The organism is Anaerotruncus massiliensis (ex Togo et al. 2026) (genome assembly GCF_030825285.1).
In the GTDB taxonomy this organism is placed as follows: domain Bacteria; phylum Bacillota; class Clostridia; order Oscillospirales; family Ruminococcaceae; genus Anaerotruncus; species Anaerotruncus massiliensis.
In genome coordinates, this window is the sequence record NZ_JAPJQF010000047.1 from 1 (window position 1) to 21,303 (window position 21,303).

Sequence of the window (21,303 nt, forward strand, 5' to 3'; positions counted from 1 at the left end):
TTCCCGGCTTGACAGGGCCCACCGGTCCCACCGGGAACACGGGAGTGGCCGGCCCACAGGGGAACACCGGGGCGACCGGGCCGGCGGGACCCGCCGGCGCCACCGGACCAGCTGGTCCGCAGGGCCCCGTCGGCGCGCAGGGGCCCATCGGCGCGCAGGGCGTCACGGGACCTGCGGGTACAACCGGACCGACAGGTCCGCAGGGACCCACCGGAAACACGGGCGCGGCAGGGCCTGCGGGCGGTCCCGGCCCCACGGGGCCCACGGGCGCGGCAGGCGTTTCTGTGACAGGTCCAACCGGTCCAACCGGGCCTGCCGGCGTCACAGGAGCCACCGGCGCGACGGGCGCCACAGGCGGCACCGGCCCCACGGGGCCCACGGGCGCGGCAGGCGCTTCTGTGACAGGCCCGGCCGGACCCACCGGAGCCACGGGACCTACGGGAGAAGCAGGTCCCACAGGCGCGACAGGGCCGACAGGTGCGACGGGACCGACCGGGCCGGTCATCGGCGCGGCGGCTTCCCTTTCGAGTCACGGCGCACAGACCTTCAACGGGCCCAACTACGGTCTGGTCACCTTCGACCAGACGGGCAGCCTGCACAATTTTTCCCTTTCCAACAACCGCCAGAACCTCATCGTCGGGATCGCGGGGCTCTACCTGATCGAATACGGCGTGCGCGCGACGACGGGTACGCCGGGGTACTGCACCGTCTCCTTTACGCCCGGCGGGTACGACGTGGCCGGGCGGGTCCCGCTCACGGCGAACACGATGGTGAGCGGCTCGATCATCAGCCGGCTGGGCGCGCAGACATGGGTGGGCCTGCACGTCGCAGCCACCGACAACAACACCCCCGTATCCCTCCCCGCTACGCCCGATTACCGCAACGCCTACCTGACGATCACGCGCATCGGCCCCTACCCCGACGCCTGACCGCCGCAACCGTCGCAACCGGGGCCGCGGGAGCGGACCGGTATGGAGTGTTTTCACATTGCCAGCGCCCGCTATGCATGATAAAATGGAAACGGTGATTTTCAAGGAACGGGGAGGATGTCATGCAGCTGCAGGGAAAACGATTGCTTTTGGTGGGGTTCACCCTCTTTTCAATGTTCTTCGGGGCGGGGAATCTGATCTTCCCGCCCTTTCTCGGCGCGCAGGCCGGGACAAGCACCTGGCCCGCCATGGCCGGGTTCGCGCTCAGCGCCATCGGCTTCCCCATCCTCGGGGTGGTCGCCGTGGCGCGGTCGGGCGGGCTCTCCCGGCTGGCCGGACGGGTACATCCGCGCTTTGCAGCCGTCTATACGATGCTCATCTATCTTTCCATCGGGCCCTGCCTCGCCATTCCCCGCACCGCCAGCACCTCCTTTGAAATGGCCGTCTCCCCCTTCCTCCCGCCGGACGCACCGTTCGGACTCCTTCAGCTCGGCTACTCCGCCCTCTTCTTCGGTGTGGCGCTCCTGCTCGCCCTCAAGCCGGAAAAGCTCACCGACCGGTTGGGCAAGGTCCTCTGTCCCACCCTGCTGCTGCTCATCCTCGTCATCTTTCTGGGCTGCGCCCTGCGGCCCCCGGGCGGGTACGGCGCGGTGACGGACGCGTACGCGTCCAACCCCGCGGTGCAGGGGTTTCTCGTCGGTTACCAGACGATGGACACGATCGCCGCGCTCAACTTCGGCATCGTCATCGCCCTCAACATCCGCGCGGGCGGCGTTAAGGACGACGGCGCCGTCGTGCGCGGCACCGTCCGTGCCGGCTGGCTCGCCGGCGCTGTCCTGCTGGCCGTCTACGCCATGCTCGCCCATATCGGCGCCCTTTCGGGGAGCGCGTTCCCCGGCAGCCAAAACGGCGCGGAGGCCCTCACCCGGCTCGTCTCCGCCCTCTTCGGACCCTTTGGGAGCGTGTTGCTCGCCGCCGTCTTCGTCATCGCCTGCCTCAACACCTGCATCGGCCTCATCAGCTGCTGCAGCGAGTACTTCCACGAGTTGTTCCCGCGCGTCTCCTATCGCTGGTGGGCACTCTTCTTTGCGCTCATGAGCATGGCGATCGCCAACCTCGGCCTCAACCAGATCCTCGCCGTCTCGGTTCCCGTGCTCGGCGCGATCTATCCGGTGGCGATCGTGCTCATCCTGCTCTCCTTTTTCCACCGCTGGATCGCTCCGCTCGGGAAGATCTATCCCGTCTCCATCCTCTTCACCGCGACCGCCAGCGTGCTCTACGCGCTCGCGGACGCCCATCTCTCCATCCCCGTCCTCACCCCCGCGATGAAGAGCATTCCCCTCGCGGGGCTTGGGCTCGGCTGGGTGCCGCCCGCCGCCGCGGGCATCCTGCTCGGGGCGCTGCTCTCGCTCGCACCTGGGAAAAAGGGCGGAAAAGGGGCCGCATGACGCGGTCCCCGTGCGGCCTGCGTGAAACGGAAAAGGCCCCCGGGCGACTGAATACAGTCGCCCGGGGGCCTTTTTGGTGCCGGTAGCCGGGGTCGAACCGGCACGGTATCGCTACCAACGGATTTTGAGTCCGTCACGTCTGCCAATTCCATCATACCGGCGGATACGAGGATAGTATAGCAAATCCGCGCAGAAAAGGCAAGAGCGCATTGGCGTTTTTTCGCACGTAACAGCTGTATGTTACGTATGTACATCTTTCATATTTTGTTTTCTTGCCGCGGATTTTCTCTTGCCTTTGTGAAAAGCACATGTTATAATAGCTAAAAAGTATGCGGAACACACTGTGCAAGTTGCCGGTAGCGCCGTAATGATCAAGGTTATCCGCGGACTCGGGCTTTGGGGAAACGGTTTTGAGTTCTCGCCGGAATAACAAAAGGGACGGTTCTTGGAACCGTCCCCTTTTTTATCCGTTTTCTCACCGCGCCCGGGCGGCGCGCCCCTCCCCGAGCGGGGAAAAGCCGGAGGACGGCTGATTGATCAGCCGTCCTCCGCTTCTATTCCACAACGATCGCGGCCGCCCGGCGTTCGACCGCCTCGCCAATCACGGCCGCGCTTGGCAAAACGTCCTTCAAGCGGCGCAGCAGTTCGTCCGCTTGCGCTTTCGGCACCGCGAGCAGCAGGCCGCCCGACGTCTGCGGATCGGCAAGCAGGTCGCGCAGCACGCGCGGCACCCCCGCGCCGTAGGCGGCGCGCTCCCCGACATAGTCGCGGTTGGCGTAGGCCCCGGCGGGCAGGATGCCCATTTCGGCCAAATCCGCCGCGCCCTCCAGCAGGGGGAGCTCCCCGGAAAAGAGCCGGACTGTGACGCCCGAGCCCTCCGCCATCTCGAACGCGTGCCCGAGCAGGCCGAAGCCGGTCACGTCGGTGCAGGCGCTGACTGGGAAGTCCGCCGCGATCTCCGCCGCCGCGCGGTTGAGCGCGGACATCGACGCGATCACCGGGGCGAACGCCTCGGGCGTGATGAGCTCCGCCTTCGCGGCGGTGTTGAGCACGCCCACCCCAAGGGGCTTGGTGAGGATCAGTAGGTCGCCCGGCCGCGCGCCGGCATTCGCGAGGATCCTGCGCGGATCGACGAAGCCGCTGACGCAGAGGCCGTATTTGGGCTCGTTATCCTGGATCGTGTGCCCGCCCGCGAGCGCCGCGCCCGCCTCGCGCACCTTGTCCGCGCCGCCCGCCAGAATCGCCCGCACCGTCTCCTGCGGCAGGCAGGAGGGGTAGCAGAGCAGGTTCATCGCGAGCTTCGGGACGGCGCCCATCGCATAGATGTCCGAGAGGGCGTTGGCCGCCGCGATCTGCCCGAAGGCGTAGGGATCGTCCACCACCGGCGGGAAGAAATCGACCGTCTGCACAAGCGCGAGCTCGTCGCTGATGCGGTAGACACAGGCGTCGTCGCTGGTGTCGAAGCCGACCAGCAGGTTTTCATCGTGGAACTTTGGTAAGCCGCACAGAACCTGTGCGAGGACCCCCGGTCCGACTTTGGCCGCTCAACCGGCCGTGGAGGTCATTTGGGTGAGCCGTTTTTCCTGTTCCGCCACGATGCGAGCCTCCCTTCCGTGCGATTTCCCATATCCCGCGCCCGGGGATGGTAAATCCTGCCGGGTTGTGCTATCATGGATCTATCGGGATTATCTATAGCATAGCCCACTTTGCCTAAAAAAACAAGCCTCAAAGGATGACTTTTGGGGCGGATTTTGGTATAATGGATGAAAAGTCGGACTCTTCCGAAGGGAGGCGGGCGGTTGGATTTTAAACAGCTCGAGGCGTTTTCCGCCGTGGTGAGCCTCGGCAGCTTCTCCCGCGCGGGGGAGCGGCTCTTCCTCACCCAGCCGACGATCAGCGCACACATCCGCTCCCTTGAGCGGGAGCTCGGGGTGCAGCTCGTCGTGCGCACCACCAAGGAGGTCTACCCCTCCGAGGAGGGCAAGCGGCTCTACGCCTACGCGCAGAAGCTGCTCCGCCTGCGGGACGACGCGATCGCCGCCGTCACCTCCTCCGCCCCGCCCGTCGGCGGGATCGTCACCGTCGCCGCGTCGAGCATCCCGGCCCAGTACGTCCTGCCCGGAGCGGCCGCCGCTTTCGGCCGCACCCATCCCGACGCGGCGGTGCGCAGTCTCCGCTGTGACAGCGCCGCCGTCGTCCGGCAGGTCGCGGAGGGGACCGCCGACCTCGGCATGACCGGCACCGCGATCCCCTCCCCGCGCTGCGTCTTCCACGACCTGTGCGGCGACGAGCTCGTCGTCGTCACCCCCAACACTGAACGCTACCAGGCGCTGCCGCGGGAGGGCTTTCCCCGCTCGCTGCTGCTGCGGGAGAAGTTCATCCAGCGGGAGGCCGGGTCAGGAACCCGCCGCGAGTTCGAGCGGTTCCTCGAGGAGATCGGGGTCTCGCCCGAACGGCTGAAGGTCGCCGCCGAGATGGACGACCCCGAGGCGATAAAGCGCGCCGTGTCCCAGGGTCTGGGGATCTCCATTCTCTCCCGGCGCGCCGCCGCCGATTTTGAGCGGTTCGGGCTGCTGCTCGCCTTCCCGCTCGAGGGGGGCGCGCTCGGGCGGCGGCTCTACCTCGTTCAGCGCAGGGACGGCCGCCTCTCCCCCGCCGCGCGCGCGCTGGCGGAATTTCTGCTCGGGCAGTTCCGGGACGCCGAAGGAGGGAAAACGCATGGAGCTCTCTGAACGGCTGGGGCTCTGCCCCGGGCGGGAACGGATCGTGTCCATCGTGGGCGCGGGGGGCAAGACCACCCTCATGTACGCGCTCGCCGGGGAATATGCGCGGCGGGGGCTGCGCGTGGGCGCGGGGACGACCACCCACATCCTGCGCCCCGCGGCAGACGGCCGCGTCGCGGTCGTCTGCGACGGCGATCCCGGCGCGCTGGAACGGGCGCTCGCGGGCGGGCGGATCGCCGTTGCCGGCACGCCGGCGCGGGGCGCCCCCGGGAAACTCGCCGCGCCCGCGCCCGAGACGCTCGCGTGGCTCGCGGCGCACACCGACGCGCTCTTCCTCGAGGCGGACGGCTCCCGGCGGCTGCCGGTGAAGTTTCCGAACTCCACCGAGCCGGTCATCCCGGAGGGGACCGGCCGGGTGATCGCCGTGGCGGGGCTGTCGGCGCTCGGCAGGCCGGTCGACGAAGTCTGCCACCGCGCCCCGCTCGCGCGGGAGGCGCTCGGCATCCCGGAGGGGGCCTCCGTGACCCCCGGGATCATCGCCCGGCTGCTGCTCGCGGGCTACGGGAGGTTTTCCCCCACCGTGCTGCTCAACCAGGCGGACACCCCCGCCCTGCGGGAACAGGGGGAGCAAGCCGCCGCCCTGCTCCGTGCGGGCGGCATTGAAAAAGTACTCATTCTTTCGCTCAGACAGGAGGCGGAAATCACATGCTGATCTTCATCAAGGGCGCGGGCGACCTCGCCACCGGCGTGGCCTGGCGGCTGCACAACTGCGGCTTCCAGGTCGTCATGACCGACATCGCCCGTCCCACCGCCGTGCGCTGCACCGTCGCGTTTTCCCGCGCGGTCTATGAGGGCGCGGCCGAGATTGAAGGGGTGACGGCGCGGCTCGCGCGCGACCCCGCCGACGCGCTGCGGATCACCGGGGAGGGCGAAATCGCGGTGCTCGTCGACCCCGAGGCGTCCGCGATCGAAACGCTGCGCCCCCCCGTCGTCATCGACGCGGTGCTCGCCAAGCGCAACCTCGGCACCAGAATCACCGACGCGCCCGTTGTGATCGCGCTCGGCCCCGGCTTCACCGCCGGCGCGGACTGCCACGCGGTCGTCGAGACCAAGCGGGGGCACTATCTCGGCCGCGTGATCTACGCGGGAAGCGCGATCGCCAACACCGGCGTGCCCGGCGACATCGGCGGCTACACCTCCGAGCGGATCATCCGCGCGCCCGCCGACGGCCCCTTCGCCCCCGCGGCAAGGATCGGGCAGCTCGTGCGTGCGGGCGACGTCGTCGCGCGCGTGGAGGGGGAACCGGTGCGCGCCCTGATCGACGGGGTCGTGCGCGGCATGCTGCCCGAGGGGACCCCGGTGACGCGCGGGATGAAGTCGGGCGACATCGACCCGCGCGGCATCGTGGAATACTGCCATACCATTTCCGACAAGGCGCGCGCCATCGCGGGCGGCGCGCTGGAGGCGGTCCTGCACCTGAGGGGAGGGGTCCTGTGAACCGGTTATTTTTCCGCACGCTCGCCGACATCCTCGACGCGGGCGGCAGCGCCGACCTGCTGACCATCCTCGCGGGGGAACGGGAGGGACGCGCGCTCACCGCCCAGAAGGCGCTCGTGACGGCGGACGGCCTCGTCCCCTATGACGAGGGGCTGCGCGGGCTGTGGGAGGAGCTGACGGCCGCCCTGCCGGGCGGAGACCGGCCGCTCTCCGCCGAGGTCCTCGGCGTGCACCTGCTCGCCGAGCGGTTGAGCGCGCGGCGTCAGCTCATCATCTGCGGCGGCGGGCACATCGCGAAGCCGCTGGCGGAGATTGGTTCCCTGCTCGACTTTGACGTGACGGTGATCGACGACCGGGAGGAGTTCGCCAACCGCGAGCGGTTCCCGCGCGCCGGCCAGGTGCTCTGCATGCCCTTCGCGCAGGCGATGGAGTCGGTCCCCTACACCGACGGCAGCTACTTCGTCATCATCACCCGGGGGCACGCGGACGACCGCCTCTGCCTCGAACGCATCCTCCCCCGCCGCTTCGCCTACTGCGGCATGATCGGCAGCCGTAAAAAGGTCGCCGTGGTCATGGAGCAGATGGAGCGGGAGGGGTATACCAGGGAACAGCTCGCGCGGGTCCATTCCCCGATCGGTCTGCGCATCGGGGCCGAAACCCCCGCCGAGATCGCCGTGTGCATCGCGGCCGAGATCATCCAGGTGAGCAGCGGGCTGTCGGCGGGCAGCGTCAGCCGCGAGGGACTCGAACGCCTCGCGCGGGGGGAACCGATGATGCTCGCCACCATCATCGAGAAGCGCGGCTCCGCGCCGCGCGGCACCGGCTCCAAGCTGCTGGCCGACGGAAAGGGCGCGCTCTACGGCACGATCGGCGGCGGCGCCGCCGAGGCGCGGGTGGTCGCCTCCGCGCCCGAGGTCCTCGCGTCGGGCGCGCCGCGCGTCGTCCTCTGCGACATGACCAACAACGACGCGCGCCAGGCGGGCATGGTGTGCGGCGGCACCGTCGAGGTGCTGCTCGACCCCATCCTCTGACCGCTTTCCATCGCCGGGACACAATAACAGCCGCAGCAGGGCCGCGCTCGGGGCGAAATGCCGCGAGGCCTGGCCCGAGGTGTGCTCCAGCTGCCCGCCGGACGGGCTGGGGGGAGGACGCGTCCAGCCACCCCGTCTGCTGCGATCCCCTGCCGAAGGGCACCGTGGACGTCACCGCTTGAACGGAAAAACAATCAAAAAACAGCCGCCTCCGGGCGGCTGTTTTTCTTATTCCTGTTCGGTCTTTTCCGGTTCCTCAACCGGCTTCCAGTCCCTCAGCGCATTGAGCGTCGAAGATACCACACGCAGAAAAAGGGACTTCCGCCACGGCTCCATGGTGCTGCTGATCCCCCGCAGGTGGCGGAATTCATCGTACTGCTCGGGGAGGATGTCCACCTCGTCTATCCGGAAGAGCTCCGCCGGAGAAAGCCCCAGCGCCATGGCAATGCTGTCGAGCGATTCGATCGACGGGTTGGCGACCATCCGTTCGATCCTGCTGATGTAGGACGCGCTGGTATAAGCCTTCGACGCCAGTTCCTCCTGCGTCAGGCCGCGCTGCTGTCTGTAGAATTTGAGGTTCTTTGCTACGATTTCAATCGTTCTCAAAGCACTCCCTCCATACCTTTATCATAAGCAGGTATGAAATATTTTCCAATGACCTCATAGTCCTAGCCGGATTATCCTGATTTTCCAATCGTTTTTTACCGTTTCGTGACGCCTTTTATATTTTAATGTATAGTGCACTATATTTCAATAAACGGATCTGTGCAAATTTCAAAAATATTTTCGTCTAAAATGCCGATTCCCTGTTACGATCAGTAAACATTGTAATAATGTTCTATAATTGCTATAATATTGAAGGGGTCGGTCTCATGGCTTACAACGAAGCGAGCAAAAACGCCACGATGAAATACCAGCGGGAGAATCTGGAACAGATCCGCTTCTGGGCGCCCAAGGGTTATAAGGACAAAATCAAAGCTCATGCCGCGGGCCGCGGCATGAGCATGGCGGAGTATCTCAAAAAACTGATCGACGAGGATATGCATCATGAACCGTAAAGTCATCCAGGCCTTCTGGGTCGTCGCGATCCTGCTGCTCACCGCCAGCTTCTTCGTTGCCGGCGTCCCCGGCTCGGTCCTGACGGTCGGCGCGATGGCCTTCGCCATCGCCGCGCTTGTCGTCACCTTCGCGGGCCGGAACAAATAGAGGCTTCATCAAACAAATCCCCGTGCGGACGAGGCGTCCGCACGGGGATTTTCATTTTGGCGGGGGCGTGTGAGAATCGAACTCACCCGGACGGCTCTGCGCCGCCCACACCGGTTTTGAAGACCGGGAGGCACACCGGCGCCCATCCGCCCCCATATCCGCGCGGCAAAACGCCGCGCGTTTTTTTGTCCGCGCAGGTAACCGGCCCGTCAATCCCGCAGGAGATGCGCGTCCCCCTCCCTGCGGGTGAAGCCGTCGGCGTCCATCCGCTCGAGCAGCGCCTGCGCGTACCGCCGGGAGGTTCCAAGCGCGTCGCGCAACCCGGAGAGCGTGACGCTTCCCCGCTCCCCGGCGACATTGCGGGCCGTTTCCCGGGCGCTCTCCCACGCCGCGCGGGTGAAGCAGAGTCCCGGCGCGGCCTCGACCAGTTCGCCCGCCTCGAGCAGCAGATCAAACACCCGCCCAGCGGGCACGGACGGCGGAAATTCCGCGAGCGCCGCCGCCCGGTCGGGCGGCGCGCAGGGCTCGCGCGCATAGAGAGCGAGCAGCTCCGCGGCGGTACGGCGATAGAGTTCCGTCCCCTCCGGCGCAAAGCCGGGCAGCGAGAGCGCGTCCCCCGCGCGGGAGACGGCGCCCTCCTCCGCGAACCACTCGGGCAGTCCGCCGGGAAACCGTTCCCGCAGCAGGTTAAGCGGCATCCCCCGGTCGAGGGGATGCGCCCCGTGATAATCCGCGAGGACGCCGAGCAGCTCCTCCCGCAGGCGGGCGAGTGTCCCGGGCGTCAGGGCGAGCAAGCCCGCGCACCGGATTTCCCCGTCCGCGAGCAGGCCCTCCCACGCGGTGGAAAATTCCGCGTCCGAGAGAAAAAAGAGCCGCTCCCGCGCCTGTTCCCGCGTCATCGGCTCTTCGGCGAGGTCGAAACGCAGGCGGCCGCGCGCGTCCGCCCCGTCGTAACATTGTAACCGCGCGAGCACGGCGCTGTCAAGCCGTCTGTGGCGGCGGGCGGGGATGTCGAGCACCACGCCGCCCCCCACCGTCTCGACGGGAGAATAGAACCGCACGACGAACCGGTCTCCCGGGCGGACCGCGACCGGCTGCTCGAGCAGCAGCTGGGCATAGCCGCTCTCGCCCGGCGCCAGGGCCTCCCGGTCGAGCAGACGCGCGCGGCAGAGGACGCAGGCGGTGCCGAGCGCGAGGTGCAGCCGCTGGTTGTGGGTGATCGCGCGGGCGGAGGCGGGGTGCGCGGCCAGCCGCACGTCGAGCAGCGCGTTTGCGCGCGCGGACGGTGCGGCCGCCAGCGCGTCGCCGCGCGCGAGCGAGCCGGGTTCCGCCCCGGCCAGGTTGACGGCGACGCGCTGGCCCGCAAAGGCGGCCGCGGCCTCGCGGCCGCAGCTTTGCAGGCCGCGCACCCGCACGCGGGCTCCGCCGGGGCTGACGGTCAGCAGGTCGCCGGGGCGCACCTGCCCGTCAAGCGCGGTCCCGGTCACGACGGCGCCGAAGCCGCGGACGGTAAACGCCCGGTCCACCGGCAGGAAAAAGGGACGGTCGATATTCCCGGGCGGGAGCTCCGCGGCTTCCTCCGCGAGCAGGGCGCGCAGCGCGTCGAGGCCCTCCCCCGTTTGGGCGGAGGTCTCCACGACCGGCGCGCCCTCCAGAAAGCTGCCCCGCACAGCCTCGGCGATCTCCTCCCGCGCGAGCGCGCGGGTCTCCCCGTCCGCGAGGTCGCATCTGGACAGCACGACCACGCCGCGCGGCACGCCGAGCAGCGACAAAATGACAAGGTGCTCCCGCGTCTGGGGCATGACCCCCTCGTCCGCGGCAACCACCAGCAGCGCGAGGTCGATCCCGCCCGCGCCCGCAAGCATGTTCTTGACAAAATGCTCGTGGCCGGGCACGTCGACGATGTCGGCGTGGACCTCCCCCGGCAGTTCCATCCACGCAAAGCCGAGGTCGACCGTCAGGCCCCGGCGCTTCTCCTCCGCGAGCCGGTCGGCGTTGATGCCGGTGAGCGCGCGCACGAGCGCCGTCTTGCCGTGGTCGACGTGGCCCGCCGTGCCGATCACGATCCGCTTCACGGTCCGCACCCGGCCTTCACCGCCTCCGCCGCCGGTGCAAGCTCCTCCGGCAGCATCGTCGAAACGTCGAGCAGCAGCCTGCCCTCCGATATGCGCGCGACAACGGGGGCCGGCGCGGCGCGCAGCCGCGCGGCAAGCGCGTCCGCGCCGAAAGCGCGCGCCGTCACCGCGACCGCGGATCCCTTGAGGAGCTGTCCCGGCGCGCAGCCGCCCCCCACCGGGCGTTCTGTGGGGACGACCTCGCAGGCGCAGTCCGCGCCCAGCCGCGCGATCATTCCGCAGAGTTCCTCGGCGCGCGCCCGCAGGGTTTCGGGCGGGGCGCAGAGCATCCGGAGCGCCGGGATCTCCCGCTTCGCGCGGGCCGGGTCCGCGTAACTCTCCAGCGTCGCGGCCAGCGCCGCGAGGGAGAGCTTGTCGATGCGCAGGGCGCGCGCCAGCGGGTGGCGGCGCATCCGTTCGATCAGCGTGGCCCTCCCGACGAGGATGCCCGCCTGCGGGCCGCCGAGCAGCTTGTCCCCTGAGAAGCAGACGACATCCGCGCCCTCCCGCAGTGTCTGCGGGACGGTCGGCTCGCCGGGAAAGGGGTACTCCCCCGCCTCCAGCAGCGCGCCGCTCCCCAAATCCACGACGAGCGGGATCTCCCGCCTCTTCGCGAGAGACGCGAGCTCCCCGACCGACGCCGACGCGGTGAACCCGACGACGCGGAAGTTGCTCGTATGCACCTTCAAAAGCGCGGCCACATCCCCTTCGGCGCAGGCCGCCTCATAGTCCCCGGGACCGGTGCGGTTGGTGGAGCCGACCTCCCTGAGCCGGGCGCCGCTCTGCTCCAAAATGTCGTGGATGCGAAAGCCGTCCCCGATCTCCACGAGCTCCCCACGCGATACGGCGACCTCCCGCCCGCGCGCCAGCGCGGCCAGCGCGAGCAGCACCGCCGCCGCGTTGTTGTTGACGACGAGCGCGTCCCCGCACCCGCAGAAGTCCTTCAGCAGAGGCTCCACATGCGCGCCGCGGCTGCCCCGCTCCCCCGTTTCGAGGTCATATTCCAGGTCGCAACAGCCCGTCGCGTCGCGCACCGCCTCGCGGGCCGCGTCCGAGAGGGGCGCGCGCCCCAGATTGGTGTGCAGCGCCACGCCCGTCGCGTTGACGAGGCGGCGCAAGCGCGGGAAACCCGCGCTGCGCAGCCGTTCGAGAACGGCTGCGCACAGCAGGGACGGCGGCGGCACCGCGGGGCATTCGCCCCGCAGGACCGACGCGCGCACCGCGTCGAGCTCGGCGCGCACCGCGCCGAGCGCCGCCGCCCGCCCCTGCTGCTGCGCCGCCCGGGCGAGCTCGGGCTCCCGGAGCAGCTCGTCCACCTGCGGGATCGCCCGCAGCAGCGCCGTCCTGTCCTCCATACCGCGCCCTCCTATCCATTCAGGATGCGCCCGATCGCGTCGGACGCGTAATCGATCTCTTCCTCCGTGTTCCCATACCCGAAGGAGAACCGCACCGTCCCCTGCGGGTAGGTCCCGAGCGTCCGGTGCGCGTTGGGGGCGCAGTGCAGGCCGCAGCGGGTCATGACGCCGTATTCGCTGTCGAGGCGGAAGGCGATCTCCGCGTTGTCCCGCCCGGGGAAATCGAGCGAGACAACCGCCGTGCGCCCCTCCGCCGTCCGGGGACCGGCGACGCGGATGCGTCCGTCCTCCGCCACCGCCGCGAGGAACCGCGCGGTCAGCGCCCGTTCCCACGCGCGGATGACATCGATCCCCGTCTCCTCCAGGAAACCGAGCGCCGCGTGCAGGCCGTAGATGCCCGGCAGGTTCAAGGTTCCCGCCTCGAACCGGTCTGGCAGCAGCGCGGGCACCGTCTCGAGGTGGGAAAAGCTGCCCGTCCCGCCAGAAATGAGCGGGTCCAGCTCCTTCTCAAAGGCGTCGGTGACAAGGAACCCTCCCGTCCCCTGCGGTCCGAGCAGCCCCTTGTGCCCGGTGAACGCGAGCGCGTCGATGCCCATCGAGCCCATGTCGACGGGTTCCATCCCGGCGGTCTGCGCGCAGTCGACGATAAAGCGCAGACCATGCGCGCGGCAGAACGCGCCGACCTGCGCGACCGGCTGGATGGTGCCCGCGACGTTGGACGCGTGGGTCAGGACGACGGCGCGGGTGCTGGGACGGACGAGCCCGTCGAGCGCGTCCAGACAGAGGACCCCCTCCCCGTCGCAGGGGATGCGGTCGAACGCCACACCCGTCTGTGAAAGCTGCACGAGCGGGCGCATGACCGCGTTGTGCTCCACCGCGCTCACGAGGACGTGGTCTCCGGGGCACAGGAAGCCCTTGAGGATCATGTTGAGCGCCTCGGTGACGTTGAGGGTGAAGATGACGTTGCGCGGGTCGGGGCCGCCCAGCAGGGCGCAAAGCCGCTCACGCGCGGCAAGCACCGTCCCGGCGGCTTCGTAGGCGGAGGCGTAGCCGCCGCGGCCCACATTGCTGCCGACCCGTTCCATATACGCCACCATCGCGGACACGACCTCGGGCGGCTTGGGAAAGGAGGTCGCCGCGTGGTCGAAATATACTTTTTGCATCTCCTGGGGCCTCCTTTGCAGATTCTGGCTTCTATTGTACGCCACTTTTTCCTCCCGCGCCATATATATAGATGATATCTATAAATACCGTCGGTTTATTCAAAATCTCAATTTCCATATGCCAAATATTTGTACTATAATAACAAAAGAAACGCATGCGAATCAAATCTGCTTTGAGGTGTTGGCATTGAAGGAAAAACGTAAAATCATCCTCGCCGGCGTGGCCATCGGCGTCATCGCCGCCGCGCTCGTCTGGTTCGGGAACCCCAAAAACATGGGCTTCTGCATCGCCTGCTTCATCCGCGACACCGCCGGTGCGGTCGGGATGCACCAAGCGGCGGTCGTCCAGTACATCCGCCCTGAAATCATAGGCCTCGTGCTCGGCGCGCTCATCGTCTCGGCCGTGAAGAAGGAGTTCCTCCCCCGCGGCGGCTCCTCCCCGATGACCCGCTTCGTGCTCGGCGCGTTCGTCATGATCACCGCGCTTGTCTTCCTCGGCTGCCCGCTGCGCATGGTCCTGCGGATCGCCGGCGGCGACCTCAACGCCATCGTCGGGCTCGTCGGCTTCGCGATCGGCATCCTCTGCGGCGTGCAGTTCCTCAAACGCGGCTACAGCCTGAAACGCACCTACACCCTGCCCGCCGTCGACGGCGTCTGGCTGTCGGTCGTCCAGGTCGCCCTCTTCGGCCTGCTCTGCGCCGCGCCCGCGTTCATCCTCTTCAGCGAAAAGGGCCCCGGCTCGATGCACGCCCCCATCTGGATCTCCCTCATCGCCGGGCTGGTCGTCGGCGCGCTCGCGCAGCGCACCCGGCTGTGCATGGTCGGCGGCATCCGCGACGTCCTGCTCTTTCAGGACTGGACGCTGCTCTCCGGCTTTGTGGCCATTCTTGTCGCCGCGCTCGCCGGGAACCTGGTTCTCAACGCCGTGTTCGGCGGCTACTTCAGCCTCGGCTTCATGGGCCAGCCGGTCGCCCACATCGACGGCGTCTGGAACTTCCTCTCGATGGCCGCGGTCGGGCTCGGCTCGGTCATGCTGGGCGGCTGCCCGCTCCGTCAGCTCATCCTCGCGGGCGAGGGCAACTCCGATTCCGCCGTCACCGTCGCCGGCTATTTCGTCGGCGCGGCGTTCGCGCACAATTTCGGCCTCGCCTCCGCCGCCACCGCCGTGGCCGAGGACGGCGCCATCACCGGCGGCCCCACCGCCGCGGGGAAACTCTTTACCGTCATCGCACTCATCGTCCTGTTCGTCGTCGCCTTCCTCAATACGAAAGCCACGGCCGCAGCAGGCGTAAAAGAGCCCCAGCGGGCATAGAAGGAGGAATCATCATGGCACAGACCATCGACGCGCGCGGGCTCTCCTGCCCGCAGCCGGTCGTCCTGACAAAAAACGCGCTTGACAAGGCCCCCTCCTCCTGCGAGGTGCTGGTGGACAATCCCACCGCGCGGGAGAACGTCACCCGTTACGCCGAACGCGCGGGCTACCGCGTCTCCGTCTCGGCGGATGGAGAGGACTACCGCCTGACCCTCGTGAAATAGCAGCCCCACATTGACCGCCGGGAGGGAACCGCCTTTGCAGTATATCGCAACCTTTTTCACCCACTATGACGCGGTCCGGTTCGCGGGCGACCTGCGCGGGCAGGGGATCGCGGTGCAGCTTTCCCCCGTGCCTCGGAGCCTGAGCTCCTCCTGCGGGACCTGCGCCCGCTTCGCCTATGAAGGCGATCCGCGGGAGTTGGACCGCGCGGGGCTTGAGCAGCTCGTGCGGACGGACTCCGGCCGCTACCTTCCGGCCATCGACAACCGATAACCCGTCACTCCAATCCGCATATCCTACCACACAAAAGGGCCGCCCCGCGGGGCGGCCCTTTTGTCCTCTCCGGAACCCCGCCGCTTCGGGAAGGGCCCCACCTGAATCAAATGTTCTTTGCCGCTTTCTTGAAAGAAAGCGGCAAAAGAAAACGCCGCCCTTTCGGGCGGCGGTTCTTTTCCACATCTCTCTCGAAAACGCGGGCCGCCCGCGGGGGCAAGAATCCCGCGGGCGGCAAGAAGGAGGGTATCAACAGATGGAGCGAAGTCAGCGAATGATGGTGCCGGTCTTTCCGGCGATGCCGTCCTTGGCCTTTTCCAGCAGAGTGATCAGCGCGTAGCGCTCCGGCTTGGACTCGGCGAACTGGAGGGCGGCCTGCACCTTCGGGAGCATCGAGCCGGGAGCGAAGTGGCCCTCGGAGATGAGCTGCCGGGCGCGTTCGGGGGTGAGCTCGTCAAGCCACTCCTGGTTGGGCTTTCCGAAGTTGATGGCGACCTTTTCGACCGCCGTGAGGATGATCAGGCAATCCGCGTCGACCGACTCGGCCAGGCGCGCGCTGCAGAAGTCCTTGTCGATGACGGCGGGCACGCCCTTGAGGTGGTTGCCCTCCGTCTCCATGACGGGGATGCCGCCGCCGCCCGCCGCGACGACCACCTGCCCCGCGTCGACGAGGGTGCGGATCGTCTCGATCTCGACGATGTGCTGCGGGCGGGGGGAGGCCACGACGCGGCGCCAGCCGCGCCCCGCGTCCTCCATGACGGTGTAGCCCTTTTCCGCGGCCAGCTTTTTGGCGGCCTCTTCGGTCATAAAGCTGCCGATCGGCTTGGTCGGCTTCTTGAAGGCGGGGTCCTCCGGATCGACGACGACCTGGGTGATGAGCGTCGAAACGGGCTTGTGGATGCCGCGGTCGAGCAGCTCCTCCCGCAGGGCGTTTTGCAGGTCGTAGCCGATGTAGCCCTGGCTCATCGCGCCGCACACCGACAGCGGGATCGGGTACTGCTTGGGATCGACCGCGTTGAGGGAGGCCATCGCCTTCTGGATCATCCCGACCTGCGGGCCGTTGCCGTGGGAGATGACGACCTCGTGTCCCTCTTCGATCAAATCGACGATCGCCTTGGAGGTCTGTTTGACCGCGATCATCTGTTCGGGCAGGTTGTTGCCGAGCGCGTTACCGCCCAGAGCGATGACGATTCTCTTTCCCATACCAAATTACCACCTTTTCATAATATCGGCTCAAACCGGCGGCGCCGGCAGATTGTGACGTCGGTTCCGGGAAGCGCGCTCCCCGGGACGCCGCAAAGGCGGAATCCGTACCGCTGCGGGCGGGGCTGCGCGCCGTTTACTTGGTCCAGCGGGGGGTGCCGCGCTCCTCGAGCGCCTTGAGGACCGCCTGCGGGTCCTTGACCTTCGAGAGGAAGATCATCGCCGCGATGACGTAGGGCTTGAAGGAGGCCTCCTTATAGAGCGGGGTGCGGTAGCGGTCGAACACCGAGGCCTCGACCTCGCCGTCCTCGCAGGAGACGCCGTTGATGTCGGCGGGCAGGCAGTGCAGGTAGAGCGCCTTGCCGTCCTTCGTGGTCTTCATGAGCTCCTCGGTGCAGCACCAGTCCTTGTGGTTGGCGTTCTGCGCGAGCAGCTCCTTTTCGAGCTTCTTGATGCCTTCCGAGTCGCCCTCGCCGTAGAGGTTGGTGCGCTTTTCCATGGCGGCGAAGGGAGCCCAGCTCTTCGGGTAGACGATGTCCGCGTCCTGGAAGGCGTCGGCCATCGAGTTGGTCTTGCGGTAGGTGCCGCCCGACGCGGCGGCGTTCTTCTTGGCGACCTCCTCGACCTCGGGCATGACCTCGTAGCCCTCGGGATGTGCCAGCACGACGTCCATGCCGAAGCGGGTCATCAGGCCGATGACGCCCTGCGGCACCGAGAGGGGCTTGCCGTAGGAGGGGCTGTAGGCCCAGGTCATCGCGACCTTTTTGCCCTTGAGGTTCTCCACGCCGCCGAAGTGGTGGATGATGTGGAGCATATCCGCCATGCACTGGGTCGGGTGGTCGATGTCGCACTGGAGGTTGACCAGGGTCGGGATCTGCTCGAGCACGCCGTCCTGATAGCCCTCGCGGACCGATTTGGAGACCTCGTGCATGTAGGCGTTGCCCTTGCCGATGTACATGTCGTCGCGGATGCCGATGACGTCGGCCATGAAGGACACCATGTTGGCGGTCTCGCGGACGGTCTCGCCGTGGGCGATCTGGCTCTTGCCCTCGTCCAGATCCTGCACCTCCAGGCCCAGCAGGTTGCAGGCGGAGGCGAAGGAGAAGCGGGTGCGGGTGGAGTTGTCGCGGAAGAGGGAGATGCCCAGCCCGCTCTCGAAAATCTTCGTGGAGATGTTCTGCTCGCGCATGTAGCGCAGCGCGTCGGCGATGGTGAAGACCGCCTCGAGCTCGTCGTCCGTCTTCTCCCAGGTAAGGAAGAAGTCGTTCATGTACATCTCTTTGAAGTTGAGTTTGTTGAGTTTATCGATATAGGCCTGTAATTTCTGATCCATAGCTGTAACTCCTTCACAAATGTTTACTGATTTTGAATGGTTTTCAGAAATCGGCCAATCCTATATGCAATTTTAACGAATATCTTCCCTTACAGCATACATGAATTGGCGATTGATTGCAAGTTCTCCGGCTGTATTTGTTTGATTCCGCCGCAAATTTGTGCATTTTCACTCCGAAGCGGCAGGTGCAAAACCCAAAATTCATTGTGATTTATTCACAGTAGCAGGTGGGCAGCGCCGCATAAACCGCCGCGCAGCGGACGAGATCGTCCTTCCAGGTCATCTCGTTGGGGGCGTGCGCCTGCGCCTCGGCGCCCGGGCCGAACCCGATGCAGGGGATGCCGTTGCGGCCCATGATCGACACGCCGTTGGTCGAGAAGGTCCACTTGTCGGTCAGCGGGCGGGCCTTGCGCATCTCCTCGTTGGCGGGCACTCCCACGCGGCTGTCGCCGTAGAGGCCCTTGTAGGCCGTTTCCATCGCCCTGGTGACCTTGTGGTCCTCGGGGATGACCCAGGTCGGGAAGTAGCACTCGATCGGGTAGACGCAGCCGGTGTAGCTCGGCCGGTCGTACTGGTACATCGAGACCTTCACGTCGCCGCCGTACTTTTTGACGGCCGGCAGGTTCCGGATTTCCTCAAGGCAGCTCTCCCACGTCTCGCCCGCGGTCATGCGGCGGTCGAGCGACACGGCGCAGGAATCCGCCACCGCGCAGCGCGACGGCGAGGTGAAAAAGATCTCCGACACCGTCACGGTGCCGCGCCCGAGGAAGCGGGCTTCCTTCCACTCGGGGTTGTACGCCTCGTCGAGCATCTTGACGAGGCCCTTGATCTCCGTGCCGGCGGCCGCGTCGTTCTCGTTGAGGGCGCGCACGTCCTGGAGGATGTCGGCCATCTTGTAGATCGCGTTGTCGCCGCGCTCGGGCGCCGAGCCGTGGCAGGAGACGCCCTTGACGTCGATGCGGATCTCCATGCGGCCCCGCTGCCCGCGGTAGATGCCGCCGTCGGTCGGCTCGGTGGAGACGACGAACGCGGGACGGACGTGGTCCTCTTTGACGATGTACTCCCAGCAGAGGCCGTCGCAGTCCTCCTCCTGCACCGTGCCGGTGACGAGGACCCTGTATTTGTCGTTCAGCAGGCCGAGGTCCTTCATAATCTTCGCGCCGTAGACCGCGGACACGATGCCGCCCATCTGGTCGGAGGTGCCGCGGCCGCCGATCTCGAGATCGTTCTCATAGCCCTCGTAGGGGTCGAAGTTCCAGTTGTCGCGGTTGCCGACGCCCACCGTGTCGATGTGCGCGTCGAACCCGATCAGGGTTTCGCCCGCGCCCATATAGCCGAGCACGTTGCCCATCGGGTCGATGACCACCTCGTCGAACCCGACCTTCTCCATCTCCTCCTTGATGCGCAGGATGTGGCCCTTTTCGCCGCAGCTCTCGCCCGGGATCGCCACCAGATCCCGCAGGAACCTGGTCATGTCCGCACGGTAGCCCTGCGCCGCCTCTTTGATCTTGCTGAAATCCATCGTCGTTTCCTCCTTATAGATTACGGTATCACACGTACAGAACATCGGGACGCTTTTTTCTCTTGTAAAAAAGCTTTGCAAAAAATACGCCTGAAGGATGAGGCTTCTTGCGCCCTGCGGGGCGCGCGCCGGGGCTCCGCCCCGGCACCCCGCCGCCTTTTGAAAAAAGGCGGGCGAAAACTTTAACCTTGATAGGACGGGTTCGCGCCGTTCCACATGACCTTCCGGTAGTTCTCCGGGTCGGTGTCCCCCTCGGTGGAGAAGATCAGCACCTTCGAGTCCTTCCCGAGCCCGATCGCCTCGCGCAGCTCGCGGTAGGTGTTGTCCTCCATCAGCGCCGCCGCCAGCCCCATGCCGACCGCGCCGCTCTCCCCCGAGACGACCTGCGGATCGCCCTTGCAGGGTGCGCCGAGCATCCGCATCCCCTTGGCCGCGACCCAGTCGGGGCAGGAGACGAAAAAGCCCGCGTGGTTGCGCAGGATCTCCCACGAGATCGTGTTCGGCTCGCCGCACGCGAGCCCCGCCATGATCGTCTGTAAATCGCCGCCCACGATGCGCGGCTTGCCGTCCGCCGCGACCGCGCCCTTATAGAGGCAGTCGGCGGCCTGCGCCTCCATGACGACCGTTGTCGGGGGATTCTCCGGGAAGAGGTTTGCAAAGTAGCCCTGGACCGCGCCCGCCAGCGAACCGACGCCCGCCTGGATGAAGATGTGGGTCGGACGGTCGACGCCCGCCTCGCGGAGCTGCTCGGCCGCCTCCGACGCCATCGTGCCGTAGCCCTGCATGATCCACGCCGGAATCTCCTCGTAGCCCTCCCACGCGGTGTCCTGCACGACCACCCCGCGCGGGGTCGCGGCGGCTTCCGCCGCCGCCATGCGCACGCAGTCGTCATAGTTGACCTCTTCGATCGTCACCTGCGCGCCCTCTCTGGCGATGTTGTCGAAGCGGGTTTTGGTGCTCCCCTTCGGCATATGGACCACAGCCTTCTGCCCGAGCTTGTTGGCCGCCCACGCGACGCCCCGCCCGTGGTTGCCGTCGGTCGCAGTGAAGAAGGTCGCCTGCCCGAATTCCTCCCGCAGCTTTTGGGAGGTGAGGTAGTCGTAGGTCATCTCCGAGACGTCCCGGCCGAGCTCTCCGGCGATATAGCGCGCCATCGCGAACGACCCGCCCAGCACCTTGAAGGCGTTGAGGCCGAAGCGGTAGGACTCATCCTTGACGAAGAACCCGCCCAACCCGAGCTGCGCCGCCATCCGGTCCAGCCGCGCCAGCGGCGTCACCGAATACTGCGGGAAGCTCTGGTGGAATCTGCGCGCCTTCGCCACATTCTCGAGCGCCATGACCGACAGCTCCCGGTCGTCCCCCTTCGGCATCCGGTTCGCCGCCCATTTAATCTGTTCCATGCTCTGCTCTCCTCCTGTTAAAACGGTCTTCCGGGGCAAGTATGACTTTTGTTCTTAACCCCATCATAGCACAGGAAAAATGCAAGTCAATAGATTTTCTTAAAAAAATTTGTTTTACCTAAAAATTTTTTAGAATTTGTCGAAATTGACTATTGCTTTTCCACCATCGGCATGATAAACTTAGGGTGGATTTATAAAAGTATTACTTATTTTTCGGCATTCAGCGGAATTCGGATGGAGGACGGTACGATGGTTACAATGACGGTCAACGGCAGACAGGTGGTCTCCGAAAAGGACGAAAAGCTCCTCACCTTCCTGCGCGAGACGCTCGGGCTCACCTCGGTGAAAAACGGCTGCTCGGAGGGCGCCTGCGGCACCTGCATGATCCTCGTGGACGGCAGGGCCACCAAGGCCTGCGTGCTCAAAACCTCCAAATGCGCTGGCAAATCAATCGTCACCTGCGAGGGGCTCACCCCCCGCGAGCGGGATGTCTACGCCTACGCCTTCACCAGCTGCGGCGCGGTCCAGTGCGGCTTCTGCACCCCCGGTATGGTCATGAGCGCCAAGGGCCT

Annotated in this window: 21 protein-coding genes, 2 tRNA genes and 1 pseudogene; 13 read left to right on the forward strand and 11 right to left on the reverse strand. The window is 66.5% G+C overall.

The window, feature by feature from the left end; all coding sequences use genetic code 11:
* The 3 genes and pseudogenes from RCI06_RS14375 to brnQ form a co-directional block, all read left to right on the forward strand.
* A pseudogene (locus tag RCI06_RS14375) lies at window positions 1-281 on the forward strand (collagen-like protein); the annotation flags it as partial.
* 117 nt (window positions 282-398) lie between these two features.
* The gene (locus RCI06_RS11565; RefSeq protein ID WP_276874235.1) at window positions 399-929 is read left to right on the forward strand and encodes a hypothetical protein; all 531 of its coding nucleotides are present in this window, start codon (window positions 399-401) and stop codon (window positions 927-929) included.
* A 122-nt stretch (window positions 930-1,051) separates the two neighbouring features.
* Complete coding sequence (gene brnQ, locus RCI06_RS11570; protein WP_276874238.1) at window positions 1,052-2,377, forward strand: branched-chain amino acid transport system II carrier protein; 1,326 nt, start codon at window positions 1,052-1,054, stop codon at window positions 2,375-2,377.
* Between the two features lie 74 nt (window positions 2,378-2,451).
* On the opposite strand, the gene RCI06_RS11575 is transcribed toward brnQ, so the two are convergent.
* Together RCI06_RS11575 and selD are read right to left on the reverse strand one after the other, a co-directional pair.
* Window positions 2,452-2,538, reverse strand: a tRNA-Leu gene (locus RCI06_RS11575).
* 393 nt (window positions 2,539-2,931) lie between these two features.
* A complete protein-coding gene (gene selD / locus RCI06_RS11580) occupies window positions 2,932-3,942 on the reverse strand; it encodes a selenide, water dikinase SelD (protein WP_373690858.1) in 1,011 nt (336 codons plus the stop codon).
* A 234-nt stretch (window positions 3,943-4,176) separates the two neighbouring features.
* Between selD and RCI06_RS11585 the strand changes: the two genes are divergently transcribed.
* From RCI06_RS11585 to RCI06_RS11600, 4 genes are read left to right on the forward strand one after another with little or no spacing between them, the layout of a single operon-like run.
* Entirely contained in the window at window positions 4,177-5,109 is a 933-nt protein-coding gene (locus RCI06_RS11585) for a selenium metabolism-associated LysR family transcriptional regulator (RefSeq protein WP_276874244.1), read from the forward strand.
* Complete coding sequence (yqeC, locus tag RCI06_RS11590; RefSeq protein WP_277138729.1) at window positions 5,096-5,812, forward strand: selenium cofactor biosynthesis protein YqeC; 717 nt, start codon at window positions 5,096-5,098, stop codon at window positions 5,810-5,812. The genes RCI06_RS11585 and yqeC overlap by 14 nt, the downstream gene beginning before the upstream one ends.
* Complete coding sequence (yqeB, locus tag RCI06_RS11595; protein ID WP_306576175.1) at window positions 5,806-6,597, forward strand: selenium-dependent molybdenum cofactor biosynthesis protein YqeB; 792 nt, start codon at window positions 5,806-5,808, stop codon at window positions 6,595-6,597. Before yqeC ends, yqeB begins: the two co-directional genes overlap by 7 nt.
* The gene (locus tag RCI06_RS11600) at window positions 6,594-7,628 is read left to right on the forward strand and encodes an XdhC/CoxI family protein (RefSeq protein WP_306576176.1); all 1,035 of its coding nucleotides are present in this window, start codon (window positions 6,594-6,596) and stop codon (window positions 7,626-7,628) included. Before yqeB ends, RCI06_RS11600 begins: the two co-directional genes overlap by 4 nt.
* 228 nt (window positions 7,629-7,856) lie before the next feature.
* On the opposite strand, the gene RCI06_RS11605 is transcribed toward RCI06_RS11600, so the two are convergent.
* A complete protein-coding gene (locus RCI06_RS11605) occupies window positions 7,857-8,234 on the reverse strand; it encodes a helix-turn-helix domain-containing protein (RefSeq protein WP_101551794.1) in 378 nt (125 codons plus the stop codon).
* Window positions 8,235-8,500: 266 nt separating this feature from the next.
* Between RCI06_RS11605 and RCI06_RS11610 the strand changes: the two genes are divergently transcribed.
* Together RCI06_RS11610 and RCI06_RS11615 are read left to right on the forward strand one after the other, a co-directional pair.
* A complete protein-coding gene (locus tag RCI06_RS11610) occupies window positions 8,501-8,686 on the forward strand; it encodes a hypothetical protein (protein WP_101551796.1) in 186 nt (61 codons plus the stop codon).
* Window positions 8,676-8,834, forward strand: coding sequence for a hypothetical protein (locus RCI06_RS11615; protein ID WP_306576177.1), 159 nt, complete (start codon window positions 8,676-8,678; stop codon window positions 8,832-8,834). The genes RCI06_RS11610 and RCI06_RS11615 overlap by 11 nt, the downstream gene beginning before the upstream one ends.
* Window positions 8,835-8,891: 57 nt before the next feature.
* Here RCI06_RS11615 and RCI06_RS11620 read toward each other — a convergent pair.
* The 4 genes from RCI06_RS11620 to RCI06_RS11635 form a co-directional block, all read right to left on the reverse strand.
* A tRNA-Sec gene (locus RCI06_RS11620) sits at window positions 8,892-8,988 on the reverse strand.
* Window positions 8,989-9,043: 55 nt separating this feature from the next.
* Window positions 9,044-10,918, reverse strand: coding sequence for a selenocysteine-specific translation elongation factor (gene selB / locus RCI06_RS11625; protein ID WP_306576178.1), 1,875 nt, complete (start codon window positions 10,916-10,918; stop codon window positions 9,044-9,046).
* Entirely contained in the window at window positions 10,906-12,303 is a 1,398-nt protein-coding gene (gene selA / locus RCI06_RS11630; RefSeq protein WP_306576179.1) for an L-seryl-tRNA(Sec) selenium transferase, read from the reverse strand. Before selA ends, selB begins: the two co-directional genes overlap by 13 nt.
* A gap of 11 nt (window positions 12,304-12,314) precedes the next feature.
* Complete coding sequence (locus RCI06_RS11635) at window positions 12,315-13,466, reverse strand: aminotransferase class V-fold PLP-dependent enzyme (protein ID WP_288235115.1); 1,152 nt, start codon at window positions 13,464-13,466, stop codon at window positions 12,315-12,317.
* Window positions 13,467-13,653: 187 nt separating this feature from the next.
* Between RCI06_RS11635 and yedE the strand changes: the two genes are divergently transcribed.
* The 3 genes from yedE to RCI06_RS11650 are packed head-to-tail and all read left to right on the forward strand — an operon-like array spanning window position 13,654 to window position 15,273.
* Window positions 13,654-14,778 carry a YedE family putative selenium transporter gene (gene yedE, locus RCI06_RS11640; protein ID WP_373690857.1) on the forward strand — a complete coding sequence of 375 codons (1,125 nt, stop codon included), beginning with the start codon at window positions 13,654-13,656 and terminating at the stop codon, window positions 14,776-14,778.
* A 14-nt stretch (window positions 14,779-14,792) separates the two neighbouring features.
* Window positions 14,793-15,002 carry a sulfurtransferase TusA family protein gene (locus tag RCI06_RS11645; protein ID WP_101551806.1) on the forward strand — a complete coding sequence of 70 codons (210 nt, stop codon included), beginning with the start codon at window positions 14,793-14,795 and terminating at the stop codon, window positions 15,000-15,002.
* A 34-nt stretch (window positions 15,003-15,036) separates the two neighbouring features.
* Window positions 15,037-15,273: a DUF3343 domain-containing protein gene (locus RCI06_RS11650; RefSeq protein WP_101551808.1), complete on the forward strand. Its 237-nt coding sequence runs from the start codon at window positions 15,037-15,039 to the stop codon at window positions 15,271-15,273.
* 267 nt (window positions 15,274-15,540) lie between these two features.
* Here the strand turns inward: RCI06_RS11650 and arcC are convergent, their stop codons facing one another.
* From arcC to dpaL, 4 genes are all read right to left on the reverse strand, one after another.
* On the reverse strand, window positions 15,541-16,476 hold the full coding sequence (gene arcC / locus RCI06_RS11655) for a carbamate kinase (RefSeq protein ID WP_121586377.1): 936 nt from the start codon (window positions 16,474-16,476) through the stop codon (window positions 15,541-15,543).
* Window positions 16,477-16,612: 136 nt separating this feature from the next.
* The gene (ygeW, locus tag RCI06_RS11660) at window positions 16,613-17,809 is read right to left on the reverse strand and encodes a knotted carbamoyltransferase YgeW (protein ID WP_302550020.1); all 1,197 of its coding nucleotides are present in this window, start codon (window positions 17,807-17,809) and stop codon (window positions 16,613-16,615) included.
* A gap of 211 nt (window positions 17,810-18,020) precedes the next feature.
* The gene (locus RCI06_RS11665; protein WP_101551814.1) at window positions 18,021-19,331 is read right to left on the reverse strand and encodes a YgeY family selenium metabolism-linked hydrolase; all 1,311 of its coding nucleotides are present in this window, start codon (window positions 19,329-19,331) and stop codon (window positions 18,021-18,023) included.
* Window positions 19,332-19,513: 182 nt separating this feature from the next.
* Window positions 19,514-20,731, reverse strand: a complete 1,218-nt coding sequence (gene dpaL, locus RCI06_RS11670) for a diaminopropionate ammonia-lyase (RefSeq protein WP_306576180.1) — start codon at window positions 20,729-20,731, stop codon at window positions 19,514-19,516.
* Window positions 20,732-20,980: 249 nt separating this feature from the next.
* Here dpaL and RCI06_RS11675 point away from each other — a divergent pair.
* On the forward strand, window positions 20,981-21,303 hold a 323-nt coding region (locus RCI06_RS11675), incomplete at its 3' end, for a 2Fe-2S iron-sulfur cluster-binding protein (protein WP_306576181.1).